14 protein-coding genes are annotated in these 13,306 nt (G+C 46.0%); 9 read left to right on the forward strand and 5 right to left on the reverse strand.

Annotated elements, in window-relative coordinates; translation table 11 throughout:
- The first annotated feature begins 1 nt into the window (after position 1).
- The gene (locus IPJ71_06515; protein MBK7843337.1) at positions 2-742 is read left to right on the forward strand and encodes a hypothetical protein; all 741 of its coding nucleotides are present in this window, start codon (positions 2-4) and stop codon (positions 740-742) included.
- A 40-nt stretch (positions 743-782) separates the two neighbouring features.
- On the opposite strand, the gene IPJ71_06520 is transcribed toward IPJ71_06515, so the two are convergent.
- Together IPJ71_06520 and IPJ71_06525 are read right to left on the reverse strand one after the other, a co-directional pair.
- Positions 783-1,472 carry a PilZ domain-containing protein gene (locus IPJ71_06520; protein MBK7843338.1) on the reverse strand — a complete coding sequence of 230 codons (690 nt, stop codon included), beginning with the start codon at positions 1,470-1,472 and terminating at the stop codon, positions 783-785.
- A gap of 18 nt (positions 1,473-1,490) precedes the next feature.
- Positions 1,491-2,849, reverse strand: a complete 1,359-nt coding sequence (locus IPJ71_06525; protein MBK7843339.1) for a hypothetical protein — start codon at positions 2,847-2,849, stop codon at positions 1,491-1,493.
- A 513-nt stretch (positions 2,850-3,362) separates the two neighbouring features.
- Here IPJ71_06525 and IPJ71_06530 point away from each other — a divergent pair.
- From IPJ71_06530 to rdgB, 3 genes are read left to right on the forward strand one after another with little or no spacing between them, the layout of a single operon-like run.
- Positions 3,363-4,166, forward strand: a complete 804-nt coding sequence (locus tag IPJ71_06530) for an N-acetylmuramoyl-L-alanine amidase (protein MBK7843340.1) — start codon at positions 3,363-3,365, stop codon at positions 4,164-4,166.
- A gap of 36 nt (positions 4,167-4,202) precedes the next feature.
- A complete protein-coding gene (gene rph / locus IPJ71_06535) occupies positions 4,203-4,925 on the forward strand; it encodes a ribonuclease PH (GenBank protein MBK7843341.1) in 723 nt (240 codons plus the stop codon).
- A 9-nt stretch (positions 4,926-4,934) separates the two neighbouring features.
- Entirely contained in the window at positions 4,935-5,534 is a 600-nt protein-coding gene (gene rdgB / locus IPJ71_06540; GenBank protein MBK7843342.1) for an RdgB/HAM1 family non-canonical purine NTP pyrophosphatase, read from the forward strand.
- A 78-nt stretch (positions 5,535-5,612) separates the two neighbouring features.
- Here the strand turns inward: rdgB and IPJ71_06545 are convergent, their stop codons facing one another.
- Positions 5,613-6,056, reverse strand: a complete 444-nt coding sequence (locus IPJ71_06545; GenBank protein ID MBK7843343.1) for an STAS domain-containing protein — start codon at positions 6,054-6,056, stop codon at positions 5,613-5,615.
- Positions 6,057-6,157: 101 nt separating this feature from the next.
- Between IPJ71_06545 and IPJ71_06550 the strand changes: the two genes are divergently transcribed.
- The 5 genes from IPJ71_06550 to IPJ71_06570 all read left to right on the forward strand — a co-directional run bounded on the left by IPJ71_06550 (position 6,158) and on the right by IPJ71_06570 (position 10,222).
- The gene (locus IPJ71_06550; protein ID MBK7843344.1) at positions 6,158-7,105 is read left to right on the forward strand and encodes a ribose-phosphate pyrophosphokinase; all 948 of its coding nucleotides are present in this window, start codon (positions 6,158-6,160) and stop codon (positions 7,103-7,105) included.
- Between the two features lie 14 nt (positions 7,106-7,119).
- Positions 7,120-7,821 carry a 50S ribosomal protein L25 gene (locus tag IPJ71_06555; protein MBK7843345.1) on the forward strand — a complete coding sequence of 234 codons (702 nt, stop codon included), beginning with the start codon at positions 7,120-7,122 and terminating at the stop codon, positions 7,819-7,821.
- 47 nt (positions 7,822-7,868) lie between these two features.
- Entirely contained in the window at positions 7,869-8,432 is a 564-nt protein-coding gene (locus IPJ71_06560; protein ID MBK7843346.1) for an aminoacyl-tRNA hydrolase, read from the forward strand.
- Between the two features lie 17 nt (positions 8,433-8,449).
- A complete protein-coding gene (gene ychF / locus IPJ71_06565) occupies positions 8,450-9,550 on the forward strand; it encodes a redox-regulated ATPase YchF (GenBank protein ID MBK7843347.1) in 1,101 nt (366 codons plus the stop codon).
- Between the two features lie 162 nt (positions 9,551-9,712).
- Positions 9,713-10,222 carry a hypothetical protein gene (locus IPJ71_06570; protein ID MBK7843348.1) on the forward strand — a complete coding sequence of 170 codons (510 nt, stop codon included), beginning with the start codon at positions 9,713-9,715 and terminating at the stop codon, positions 10,220-10,222.
- Between the two features lie 25 nt (positions 10,223-10,247).
- Here the strand turns inward: IPJ71_06570 and IPJ71_06575 are convergent, their stop codons facing one another.
- A complete protein-coding gene (locus IPJ71_06575) occupies positions 10,248-11,150 on the reverse strand; it encodes a hypothetical protein (protein ID MBK7843349.1) in 903 nt (300 codons plus the stop codon).
- A gap of 5 nt (positions 11,151-11,155) precedes the next feature.
- Entirely contained in the window at positions 11,156-13,255 is a 2,100-nt protein-coding gene (gene ppk1 / locus IPJ71_06580) for a polyphosphate kinase 1 (GenBank protein ID MBK7843350.1), read from the reverse strand.
- Between the last annotated feature and the right edge of the window lie 51 nt (positions 13,256-13,306).

Below are 13,306 nucleotides of genomic sequence, written 5' to 3' on the forward strand. Positions count from 1 at the left end.
AATGACAAGATGGTGGAACAAAACTGGAGGAATCGGCTACCACTACTTAGCCCTGCGATTTCGGCATAATCTTTGGCAGGAATATCTGAATTTTATCGAAGAATTTTTATTTTCAATTCAGTGGCTTTCATCAAACAAACCTAAGAAACTTTTACTGCTTGGTCCCAGCGCTGGGTACACGCTCCCAACCCTTTGGCTAAAGGAATTTACTGAGATCCTCGCTATCGACTTCGATCCCCTTGCACCGTTTCTATTTAAACGAATTCACGGTCCATTGCCCATTCTTTGGACAAGGGAAAACTTTTTTTCTGACTCCTCCGATGCCTGGAGAATTGATCGATTGCTTCGCCTTCGTCAGTCTTTTCCCGACCATCTCTGGTTTTTTACAAATTTAATTGGACAGCTACCGCTCACTCTGAAAAAAATGAGTCTCCATGAAGAAGACCAATGGTTTCATTGGCAACAGGATTGGCATCAGGTACTTCTCGAACGAAGCTGGGTTTCTCTCCACGATATTTTTTCAGTTCCTTTTGGGATCCGGTCAATCACTCCTTTTTCTCAAACATGGCAGACTGCAAGCAAAGAGGAATTGCTTCAGAATATTTTCAAAAAAAATGAAAAAGCAGTTGTAACGGACCATCTCACTCACGGACTACTCCCGCTTCACACAAGAAAGGAACTCGCGCTCTGGCGAATTCAACCTCATCAAACCCAAATAATCGAAGCTGTAACAAATGTCTGAGAGAAATGAGAGGCAATTCAAAAGTAATAGGAATCAAGCATCAAGCGACTGATAACCAAGCATGAAGACGTGATTGATCCGCCCTTTTTTTCAGAGGGGAAAGAGCGACTCGAAAGCGCTTCTGCGGAAGCTGATTTTCTACAATAGAGCAGGTCAACTGAACCGACTCGCCATTTCTCGGTTTGATAATGGTGATAGTGCAATACCCAAACACCCAATCGGGCAAAGGATCGATGAGCAACAGACCGCCTACAGAGACATCAACAGAGGTTGTTTCAAATTTTTTCCGGTTGCATTCTATCAAGATTTTATAGCTGCGTTTGATTCGCTGATGTGCACGCTGAACAAATTCGGCACCCTCAGATTCGACTGGTAAATCCGGTATCTCACCAATGGCTACCACCTCGGCGTTAGTTGAAATCTCCTCCGCGACATCATTGCCCTGGTACAGTCTTTTAATCTCAATAATACTCTGATCTTCACGATACTCTTCCGGAATCTCCGGAGGCGGCTGTTTCATCGAGCGCAAGGAAATCTTTAGAAGCTCTGGCAAAGTCGTGACTACCTTCCAATGCGCCCAATCCTCACGCCACACCAACCAATGCATGCGATCTGGGATTGGCAATCGAGACATCAGAATCCGCACCTCATCCCGAACGAGTCCCTCCAAAAGCTCCTCGCTCTCTGTATTGTAGAGACACCACAAATATTTTGAATCCTCATTAACCAAATGCTCTCCTTAGAACACTCAAAAGCAAGTCTTTGCCACAAAAGCTTCCTTCTTGCCTTTTATATGCACCTTCATCCAAACCCCGTTGTGTTGACTCACAACCAGTTCTTGACCTTGATGAACAGCTTGAACAACTCGTCCATTTGCCGATGCGGCATCTCTCAAATTACAGTCCTTGCTGAGGGACATTTTCTTTGAAGATGCTTCTTTTCGCGTTGTCGAAACCTTCATTCCATTATCCTGACGGGCGGCAATAGCATCATTTGCATTTTCTACAGCTACAGCACTCATTCTCGCTCGAGATTCAAGGGAAGCCGATTTGCGCTCTTGGCCGTGAGCCTTTTCCTTTCGAGTCCCCAGCTGAGCAAGCCTCTGGCGCTGACCTGCCTTAAGTTCATTAAGGTGAGCTTGAGCATCAGCGGCCCTTCCTTTAGCCTGATCCGCCTCAGCCTCTGCCATCCCTACCTCTTCCTCCTTCAATTCCAATTCCTTACGGAGCTTGCGCATCTGCAGTTCAGCCTTATTCACAATGCTATTTGATGCGTCCATCTGTTCCTTAAAGTGAGACTTTTTGGTTTCAGCATCGCGTGTCTCCTTTCTGAGTTTTTCTTCCGTCTGCCTTATTCTTGCGAGACTGCTTTTTTCGGCTAACTTGGACTCAGCCAAGTCCTTTTTTGCTTTTGTCACTGTTTCCTTTGTTTTTTGTATTTGATATTCTATCTCTCGAATCTGATTCATGTTCCCGCTCACTTTTTCGTTGATCATATTGCGGTCTCGCAATGTTTTATCTCTCGCGTCAATCATCTCAGCGTGTTGGTTTTTCTTATTTGCAATATCTTGATTTAATTTCTTGATCTGGGCCTCTGATCTCTGGATATCCTTTTGGTAGGCCTCTTTTTCCTGCCTGGCCGCAACAATTTTTTTATCGTATTCCGAAATTTGAGCTTCGGCATCTCGAGATTTGCTGCGCGCTCTCGCAATGGCCCCCTGAGCTTCCTCTTTAGCTTTGTCGGCGGCCTTCCTTTCATTTTCAGCCCGATTTCTGGAAGCCTTTGCCTCTTCAGTCGCGGCGTCCGACTCTTGGAGAGTGTCTTCCATTTCGGATTCGACATCATCCAGATCCGCAACCATAATGCCACGGGAATCAGAGGCTTCAACTTCGCTCACCATCATCATCGTCATCTGAAACAAGAGAAAGAGATGGACCCCCCCAAGACATGTGACTTTGATGAATGATTTAACTGACATTCCTCGATCTTTACATACCCCATGCCCTCCGCCATGCCCACAAATGGGAGCATCTCCCAAGAATGGGTCGAATCCAGATTTCAGAAATAAGCCACGCTTCAATGATGAATCATACCTTAGAGATGGCATTCCTCGTCCCCTCCCGCCTGGGATGTCTCTAACTTATCGGCAATTGGATAGAATATTGAAATGAATGGGCCTCGACCCCAACAAGTAAATGATGAATTTTATACATGTACCGGACCGCTTTTGGAACCTCTGTCAAAGAGCCTTTCAAACTGCTTACATATCAATAAATATCAAGTAATTACAATGGGTTAAATTAAAATAAGTTTCTTGGCTCACACCAGGCCGAGAACGCTGGACCATTTTGGCCTGTTAAATTTTCCATTAGAGATAATTTGGCGTTCTCAAATCAAAACAAATGGGTCCAGACCACAAGATCACTTGGCACTGACCTTGCTATAGAGGATGTGCATCCCCCCTTAGCGGCCTGGTCCCCCTCCTTACCCTCCAGGTCGCTATTTTTTTGTTCAAATCCCAAAAATGAGAATCCCCCGAAGGAGCGAACTCCATAGTCCTTTGCACTGAATCCCTTCTGGACCCTTTTCGGTTCACTGGAAACGACATAAACTGTGGCGGATGGCTCCAATAATTGTCTTTGTTTGGCGGGATAGATTCCTTCGACCCTTAGCAGCTATGTTGTCGGGAACTCTCCTCTTTCATTTGCCCTTCTCGCTTTGCTATGCTTCGGCTAAAATCATCATTGATCCTGGGCACGGAGGGCAGGACAAAGGGGCCGTTTTCAACGGCACAAAAGAGTCTGACCTCACCCTCCAGATATCCACCCGGCTCCATAGCCTTTTGCGTCAGCGCGGATTTGAAGTGGTCATGACAAGGGAAACAGACCGGCATGTCTCTCTCGCCGAGAGGGCCCGAATAGCAAGAGAACACGAGGGCCATCTGTTTTTGAGTATTCATACAAACTCCTCAGGAGACACCAAGGCACACGGCATGGAAGTGTATTTTGAGAATCAGCTTCCCGCGGACGAGGAATCCATGTTTCTCGCTAACAAAGAGAATAGTGACCTCAAACAAAAGGAAGAAACGGGGTGGCCGCTCCGACCTATCGCCGAAGCCGATCATCTGAGCGGAGATCTGCTCAATATTGTTCAGGACCTTCAGCGAAATTTTCGAATTCAAACCAGCTCCCAATTTGCCCTCCAATTGGCTGAGAATTGGCGAGGAAGGAAGCGCCCCGCAGAAAACACCGTTCATCAAGCCCCATTTTATGTCCTAAAAAACGTCAATATGACGAGTGCCCTTATTGAGGTTGGTTTCATCTCTAATATCAGCGAAGCAGAAGATCTCAAATCTGCGAGCTACCAAAATGAAATTGTCCGGGGAATTTTGCATGGAATCGAAGGTTTTACTCAAAAGAAATGATAGACAAATTGGCGGCCGAGGACCTAAGGTACCGCCATGCGTACAGATGGAAGAAAATTCTACGAACTCAGAAAAGTCACGATTGAGCCGGAGGTCCTCCGCTATGCGGAAGGAAGTGCTCGGATACAAATGGGTGAAACCGTTGTCCTATGCACCGCCACAGTAGAAGATGGAATCCCCAAGTGGTTGCAGGGTTCTGGGGCCGGGTGGATCACAGCAGAATATGGAATGCTCCCTCGAAGCACTCATACCCGCATCAACCGCGATAAAGCCCTCAACGGCGGTCGAACTCAGGAAATTTCCCGCCTCATTGGGAGAAGCCTTCGAAGTGCCGTCGATTTGAAGGCTCTTGGAGAAAGGCAGCTGACAATTGATTGCGATGTATTGCAGGCAGATGGAGGGACTCGGACTGCCGCTGTCACAGGCGGGTTTGTGGCTCTCGCTCTAGCTCTGAAGTTTATGAAAAATCAGGGTCTCATCAGTTCAATTCCGATCATTCATTACATCTCAGCCGTCAGCGTTGGGCTTCAAAATGGACAGGCGCTTTTGGATCTGAACTATGATGAGGACTCCACCATCCATACGGACATGAATTTTGTGATGACCCATTCTGGCAGCTTAGTTGAAATTCAGGGGACAGCTGAGGCTTGCACATTTACGCGAAAAGAACTTGATACAATGCTTGACCTGGCGACAAAGGCTTGCCGTGAATTGACGGAGTTCCAAAAGAATATTTTAGGCGACCTAGGGAAAGTTTGAGGCAGAATAATGGTCATTTGGGTTGCCACTGAAAACAAAGGAAAACTGAGTGAATTCAAACTGCTACTTGATCCACTCAAGTTGGATATACACTCGCAGTCAGAGCTCTCTTATTTTTCCCCGCCCCCTGAAAATGGGGACAGTTTTCTAGCCAATGCTCGAATAAAAACTCGAGCACTTAAAGCCTTAAAAAAGGAGTTTTGGGTTGTTGGCGAAGACTCTGGCCTTGAAGTAGAGGGACTCGGTAACCTGCCAGGAATTCATTCCGCCAGGTACGCAGGCCCAAAAGCGGGTGACCGAGAAAATGTCGCAAAGCTTTTGAAAATGATGGAGCTGCGGTCTTTTACCAATCGAAAAGCAAGATTTAAATGTGTCATGGTTGCCTATTCCCCCGATGGTCAGGAGCACGTCATGGAGGGACTCTTGCAGGGCGAACTTGCCAAAAAAGCCACCGGCACATCCGGATTTGGATATGATCCCGTCTTTATCCCAGAAGGGCAGACCAAAACCATCGCAGAACTTGGGCTTGCGTTCAAAAATCAAGTCTCTCACCGCGCCCAGGCGCTCCAGCAACTGGTGAAAATCCTCGAAGGCCCGACGACAGTTTAAACAGTCTTTTCCGCCTGATCACGGCAAGCCACACTATTTTTACTATTTTTTTGTTATTTTTGGGTATTTCGCTGCCATTTAGGAACTTGAAACATCGGTCTCTTCTGGTTCCCTTCTGACCAAAGATTCTCTCACAAATGGAACTGGCTCTCCGTCTGTTCGCTCCAAATCAGCCCAACTTCGAAATAATTTCATTTCTTCAAGGGAAGCGTAGATGTGAATTTGACGTTTGATTTTCTCCGAGGGAGCCAGCAGAGCCAGAGATCCTCCCAGTTTTCCGATCTGATCCGCAACGACGGCGAGATATTTTATACTTGGCAAACTGAGAAAAATTGCCTGCCTAAGATCAATAACCAAATAAAGCTCCCTCTTTTGGAGCAAATGATCTATCTGACTTTGCAATTTCCTAAAATTGACAGAGTCGACCCGATCACCGACCGAAATAACACTCCAATTAGCAGATTTTCGGATCTCAAAAGCAGACATGGGTTCATTATCGACGGCAGGCCGGGACAGTGTCAATCTGGAGACTTCTCGCCCAACCGAAGGCCAGAAAACGAAACACAGGATCAAGCGGATCCAACTGGACAAGGCCTCTTAACTAGGCTACAAAATCGGCATCTATGACAGACTTGAAGATTTTTTCTGGAACATCAAATCAGGACCTCGCGGGCAAGATAGCAAGCGAAGCAGGTGTAGAGCTTGGTCGTTGCGATATCAAGCGCTTTGCCGATGGTGAGATTCAGGTGGAAATCCACGAAAGTGTGAGGGGTTGCAACGTATTTTTCGTTCAGAGCACTTGCCCACCAGTAAATGAAAACTACATGGAGTTATTTATTGTCCTGGATGCCTTTCGAAGGGCATCGGCCAATGAGATCACCTCTGTGATGCCATATTATGGATATGCGCGCCAAGATCGTAAAGTTGCACCCCGCGCCCCAATATCGGCTAAATGTGTCGCCCAGCTGTTGAAAACGGCGGGAGCTGACCGTCTCGTTGTTGTGGATCTCCATTCCTCTCAAATTCAGGGTTTTTTTGATGGACCCTTTGACCACTTGTTTGCGATCCCTACCCTTGCACGAACATGGCGAGAGAAATTTGGAACGGGAGAAGAATTTGTGGTGGTCAGCCCTGACGCAGGTGGAGTTGAGCGAGCTCGTGCCTTTGCGAAACGGCTGGAGTGTTCTATTGCCATTGTTGACAAGCGCAGAACTGGGCCAAATGTTGCGAAAGCCGTCCACCTGATCGGTGACGTCAAAGGAAAAACAGCGATTGTCCTGGATGATATGATTGATACTGCTGGAACATTATGTCAAAGTGTTGACAGCCTGATTAAGAATGGTGCAAAAAGGGCGTTTGCCGTTGCGACTCATCCAGTCCTTTCTGGACCCGCTATCAGCAGAATTATGGAAAGTGGACTGGAGAAGGTTTTGGTAACGGATACGATTCCCTTGCGCCCTGAAGGGGTCGCATGCCCGAAAATAGAGGTGATTTCCGTTGCACCTTTGGTTGCTGAGGCGATTAAGAGAATTAATAGTAAAGATTCTGTAAGTGCTTTATTTGAAGTTTAGGAGAGACCTATAAAATGACATCACAACAATCCGTAGATATTAAAGTTTCTGGACGTAAGCCTGGCAAGGGCGCATCTCGATCCTTGCGAAGTTCAAAGTTGGTACCGGCCGTCGTGTACGGACCCAAAACAGGCAATCTGCCATTCTGTCTCTCCGAAGTTGAGGCAGAAAGATATTCAAAACATAGATTCGACAATATCATTTTCACCTTAAAATCGGACGACCCTAAGTTGAATAACTTGAAGGTCTTGCGGAAGGATTTTGCCGTTCACCCTCTTTCTCGGCGCCCCATTCATTTTGACTTTTATGCGATCGATTTAACTCAAGAAGTGACGATCAAGGTAGAATTGCGTTTTGACGGTAAACCACTTGGAGCAGCAGGAGGCGGCGTGCTCAACGTCATTCGTCGTGATGTGGAGATTCGATGTCTGCCGGGCAATATCCCCGACTCTCTTCCTGTTGATGTTTCAGGTCTTGGTCTGGGCGAGTCTATCCACGTATCTGACCTGAAACTCCCTCCAGATATTACTATTATCACAGACGGATCTGACACCCTCGCAACTTGCGCTGTCGTGAAAGAAGAAACTGCCCCTGCGGCCGCAGCAGGAGCCACAGAAGCGGCAGCGGGTGCTGTTCCCGCAGCTGGCGGAGCAGCAGCAACAGCAGCTCCTGCGGGCGGCGGTGGAAGTTCACAAGCTGGTGACAAGAAGGGCTAAAGAGCCCTCTTGTTGTTAGGCTGCAACTTTGATGGACATATGAATTCATGAAACTCATTGTGGGGCTGGGTAATCCCGGGGATAAATATAAGCTGACCCGGCACAATATAGGATTCATGGCGATTGACGCCATGACTCAGTCTTTCGGTGCAGATTCATATAAAAATGAACATAAATCATTGACCACCAGGATCTCTGTTAACTCCGAGGTTATCCTTTTGGCCAAACCGCAGACATTTATGAACCTCTCAGGGGAAGCCGTTCAATCTCTCATGGCTTATTACCGAATTGAAATTCAAGATTTGATGATTGCACATGATGAGATCGACCTTCAGTATGGAACCATGCGCTTCCAAACCCATCGCGGCCACGGCGGACACAACGGAATACGGAGTATTCATCAAACACTCGCGACCAACGAATACAAAAGGATCAGACTTGGCGTTGGCCGTCCACCACATGAACACATAGAAATAGCCGATTATGTTTTGCAGAACTTCAACTCCAGTGAAATGAATTTGCTTCCTGATTTTTTAAATTTGATTTGTGAAGGGGTTGAGTGTTCTATCAAGGATGGTTTTGAAAAGGCGGCGAGCCGCTATAACCGCTGAGCGGAAAGGACATCGTCATGGGTTTGCAAGTTGGAATCGTTGGGCTCCCGAACGTTGGAAAGAGCACTCTCTTCAATGCTCTCACGAGCGCTCAAGCGGAGGCGGCAAATTATCCTTTCTGCACCATCGATCCCAATGTTGGGGTTGTCGCAGTTCCAGATCCCCGCCTACCGAAAATTGCCGAAATTTTTAAATCTGAAAAAATTCTGCCGACGGCTATGGAATTTGTGGACATTGCAGGACTCGTAGCTGGAGCCAGCAAGGGAGAGGGCCTTGGTAATCAGTTCCTCGCCAACATTCGCCAGACAAATGCCATCCTCCACGTTGTTCGCTGTTTTGACGAATCAAATGTTATTCATGTGGCCGGAAGCGTGAATCCACTGCGCGACATCGAAACAATCAATACAGAACTGATGCTCGCCGATTTGGAGTCCGTTGAAAAGCGCCTCCAGAAAGTTGAGAAAACTGCTCGAACTTCAAAGGACAAGAAGATTTTGGCTGAAGCTAGCCTCGCTAGCAAGTTTCGTGGTGCACTAGCCGCAGGCAAAGCAGCCCGAACGGTTGAAGCCTCAGAAGATGAAAGCCCGCTCCGTCACGAATTTCATCTCCTGTCTGATAAACCCGTTCTCTATGTTTGTAATGTGGGAGAATCAGAAATCTCTGGACCAGACAGTCAGTGGGTCCAAGACGTGAGAAAGCATGCTGCTACCGAGCACAATCACGTCATTAAGATATGTAGCTCAATGGAAGCTGAAATTGCACAGCTTCCGGAAAGTGAGAGGGTGGAGTTTTTGGAATCCCTTGGAATCGAAGAACCAGGACTCCATCGTTTGATTCGAGAGTCTTATCATCTATTGGCCTTAAGCACCTATTTTACGGCTGGACCCAAGGAAACCCGCGCCTGGACCATTTCAATTGGAACCAAAGCACCCCAGGCTGCCGGCGTTATTCATACCGACTTTGAAAGAGGATTCATTCGGGCAGAAACTTACCATTGCAGCGACCTCTTTGCTCTTGGAACAGAGGCGGCCGTTAAGAATGCTGGAAAGTATCGCGTTGAGGGCAAGGACTATGTTGTCAAAGATGGTGACGTCTTGTTTTTTCGGTTCAATGTCTAAGTTATTGTCTAAGTAAATGTCTAAGTCCCTGATATCCACTTTTTAGATTCCCCTTCCCAGGTTCAGATATCACGATTTCTCATGGTTTTGGTCAGTGGTCCAGGCGACCTTGTGCCTCTATCAATCCAGAGGTTATGATATCTAAAACGGAGGTAATGAATTGTGTCCTCGATAGAGATTTCTTATGAGTTGGGCCCAAATCACCCAACAGCAAAAATTATAGGCAATATTGGTGAACGCATTGATTTGTACGGTATGCCCTTGTCTGGAATCGACGAACTTACAATTGATTTTAAAAAAGTTAACTATATTAACTCCATTGGAGTTAAAAATTGGATTAATTGGATCTCTCGCGTTCCCAAAAAACTGAAATTGAATCTCATCAATTGTATCCCAGCCGTGATAAACCAACTCAACAGTGTGACTGGTTTCATTCCTGCAAATGGAGTTGTCGAATCTTTTTTTATCCCCTACGCATGTGACAAATGTGGCCATGAAGAATTGAGTCTTGCTAAAAGAGGGACAAGCTACGAATATCCAGCCCTATCCAGGCCTCCAAAGCATTTGGTTCCAGAAAACATCGTTTGTCCAAAGTGCGGTGAAAAAATGGAGATGGACATGCTACCAATGCGCTATTTTTCGTTTCTTTCAGGTCCCAATCCACAAAGGTAGAATCTGAATTTCCTCTCTTGTTTTTCTATTGTGACCAGGATTTCAGATCGCAGAGCACACCGTCTTTGAGACCAACTGAAGGCATTTCCACTGAACCATATCCAAATCCAATCATGAATTCATAAACTATAATGGCAGCCGGCAAAATCACATCAGCCCGGTCTGGCTTCAGTCCCAATTCCTCTTGTCGCGACTTTATTGACATCGACTGAAGGAGAGTGATGAGCATCTCCAATTCGGAAAAGCTCATTCTCAGATGTGTGCGAATGCCCAAAAACTGGAAAGCCAGACGACCAAGGCAACGAGCGTTACCACCTGTCACGATTAAATCTTCTGATAATTTGGATTCAGAAAAACCATGGCGTCTGATAAACCCCCTCACCACCTGGCGAATTCGCCTTCGCATCTGTTCAAAATCGCGGTCAGGACTATAGTCTTTGATCAACCTCACCGTTCCCATTCGCAAACTATCAATAACGGTAACCTTTCCTTTTCGAGATAAAATCGTCTCAACACTTCCTCCACCAATATCAATAATCAGCGCATCCAACTTTCTCGAACCAAAGAAGCGAGATATCGCCATTTGCACCAGACGAGCCTCCTCTCGCCCGTTAATCACCTCAATTTTTATTTGGCTTGAAGTAAAAATTCGCATGATGAGATCTGATGCATTGCGAGCTTCCCTAAAAGCACTCGTTGCCACTGCCTTGTGTTGAATAACGCCGTAGAAATCCATTATTTTCCTGAATCTTTGAAAGGCCTGGATAAGCTCAGAGGCCGTTTTTCTCTTTATAGAGCCGGTTGAGAAAACATCTTTTCCAAGACGAATGGGAATTCGGACAACCTCAATCGCTCGAGGAGATTGTCCCCTTGCGCATTTCCCAATCACCATGCGAATGGCATTTGAACCTGTATCAATTCCCGCCACGAACACTAAAACTCCTCTTCTTCACTGAACTGATCTTTGGACCGAACTGCCAATCGCTGCCTTGCAAAGTCCATAAAAATTTTCTGGGAATTAACTTCAGGATCGGGATCTGAATTCGCGCGCAAAACATAAGTTCCGTCAGGAGACATATCCCAAGCCAGGCGAGTATCAGAAACTTGAGTTTTCAGAATACTCCATAACCGTTTCTTCAATTGAGGATCTTCAATCGGCGCAGCAACTTCCACTCGACGGAGCAGATTTCTCGACATCCAATCCCCGCTGCCAATATAAAATATTCCTTCTACTTCTTCAGCAGCTCCGGATCGAAAGTAAAAAATTCTCGCATGCTCCAAAAAGGGGCCAACTATCGAAATGATTCGAATTGTTTCACTGAGACCGGAAACTTGAGGTCGTAAACAGCAAAATCCGCGAACAATCAAAGTGATTGGCACGCCCTCTTTTGAGGACTCATAAAGGGCATCAATGACATCTCTGTCTTCCAGACTGTTCATCTTAGCTATGATTCCAGTTGGAAGGCCCTGTTTGGCGTTCTCACGCTCGCAGGCGATCAAGTCCAAAAATCGCTTTTTCATGGACACAGGGGAAACCAACAGTTTTTTATAATCAGACTTTAGACTGCGACCCGTAAGAAAGTGGAACACTTCGACTAACTCACTCGTTATCTCATGATTGCATGTGAACAACCCCAGATCTGTGTAGGCAGAAGCAGTTGTTGCGTTGTAATTTCCAGTTCCCACGTGGGCGTAAAGTCTAAAATCACCACTTTCTTGTCTGACTACCAGGGCTATCTTTGAGTGAATCTTAAGCCCCACCATTCCATAAATAACGTGGACCCCAGCTTTTTCGAGCTCCTGTGCCCACCGAATATTTCTCTCTTCATCAAAACGTGCCTTCAATTCAACAAGACAAACCACCTGTTTGCCTCGTTCCGCTGCCTCAATCAAAGTCTTGATAATTGAGCTGTCCTTGTCAGTTCGATACAATGTCATTTTTATCGTCACGACATTTGGATCCTCGGCCGCCGACTGCAAAAATTTTTCTACCGTAGCTGAAAAACTCTCATAGGGGTGATGTACCAAAATATCCCGGGACTTAATCACCTGAAAAACAGGGTTCTCTTCCTGTCCAAAATAAGGGGAAATAACTGGGCTCCATGGAGCAAATCTCAGTTCAGGAATATTGAGATCTGGCAAAGGATCAAAATCTCGAAAACGCAGCTCCAGAGGAAATGGCAAGATTTCATCATCAGAAATATCTAAATGCTCCTTCAAAAATCCAAGGAGAAATTCGTCCGGCTGTGGACCGTGCTCCAATCGAACAATTTCTGAAAATTTTCGGCTCTTTAACTCAGCCTGTATCAGATCCATCAGGTCTTCTGCGTCGTCCTCGTCTGTCTCAACATCAGCGTTTCTAGTTATTTTAAATGGCATGACCCTTTCGATCTGCATTTTTGGGAATAAATCTTGAAAATGAGCCGTGATGATATCGATAAGATGAATGAAAAAATACTCTCCCTTCACCCGTTTATCCTCAACAAAAACCCAGCCGGGGAGATACTTGGGAACCTTTACCCTCGCAAATAATTCTTCAGACTCGCCCGGTACTCGAATCACCGCAGCCAAAGAAGTCGACAAATTCGACAAGAGAGGAAACGGATGCCCCTGATCAACAATCATGGGAGTCACCACGGGAAAAATGCGCTTTTTGAAAAATTCCCGACACCAAGACTTTTGCTCGTTATCTAGCTCCTCCCAGGAAGACAAGTGAATGCGCTTTTCCTTCAACTGGGGCAAAATAGATGTTCTCAAGAGTACTTCGACCCGATCAAATAGACCCAGAACCTGAAAGCGAATATTTTCAAGTCGATCTTCGACCGATAATCCCGTGGAAAGAATTGGAATATTCGCAAGCTTCTTTTGCTGAAGACCTCCGACCCGTTTCATATAAAATTCGTTGAGGTTATTTTGAAAAATATTGAGAAAACGAACACGCTCAAGGAGAGGTGTTCTCTCGTCTTCTGCCTGAAAGAGAACTCTCTCATTAAACCTCAACCAACCAATGTCGCGATCTAAATACAATTCCATGCCTTGAACCCAATGTATATGATACTCGTACAATCTTTCAAAACAATCTTT

The sequence above is a fragment of the Bdellovibrionales bacterium genome, assembly GCA_016714165.1.
Lineage (GTDB): Bacteria > Bdellovibrionota > Bdellovibrionia > Bdellovibrionales > UBA1609 > JADJVA01.

Coding starts and splice junctions, on each gene's coding strand:
- IPJ71_06515 (MBK7843337.1), top strand. CDS start 2: ATGACAAGATGGTGGAACAAAACTGGAGGAATCGGCTACCACTACTTA.
- IPJ71_06525 (MBK7843339.1), bottom strand. CDS start 2,849: ATGCCATCTCTAAGGTATGATTCATCATTGAAGCGTGGCTTATTTCTG.
- IPJ71_06530 (MBK7843340.1), top strand. CDS start 3,363: ATGGCTCCAATAATTGTCTTTGTTTGGCGGGATAGATTCCTTCGACCC.
- rph (MBK7843341.1), top strand. CDS start 4,203: ATGCGTACAGATGGAAGAAAATTCTACGAACTCAGAAAAGTCACGATT.
- rdgB (MBK7843342.1), top strand. CDS start 4,935: ATGGTCATTTGGGTTGCCACTGAAAACAAAGGAAAACTGAGTGAATTC.
- IPJ71_06550 (MBK7843344.1), top strand. CDS start 6,158: ATGACAGACTTGAAGATTTTTTCTGGAACATCAAATCAGGACCTCGCG.
- IPJ71_06555 (MBK7843345.1), top strand. CDS start 7,120: ATGACATCACAACAATCCGTAGATATTAAAGTTTCTGGACGTAAGCCT.
- IPJ71_06560 (MBK7843346.1), top strand. CDS start 7,869: ATGAAACTCATTGTGGGGCTGGGTAATCCCGGGGATAAATATAAGCTG.
- ychF (MBK7843347.1), top strand. CDS start 8,450: ATGGGTTTGCAAGTTGGAATCGTTGGGCTCCCGAACGTTGGAAAGAGC.
- ppk1 (MBK7843350.1), bottom strand. CDS start 13,255: ATGGAATTGTATTTAGATCGCGACATTGGTTGGTTGAGGTTTAATGAG.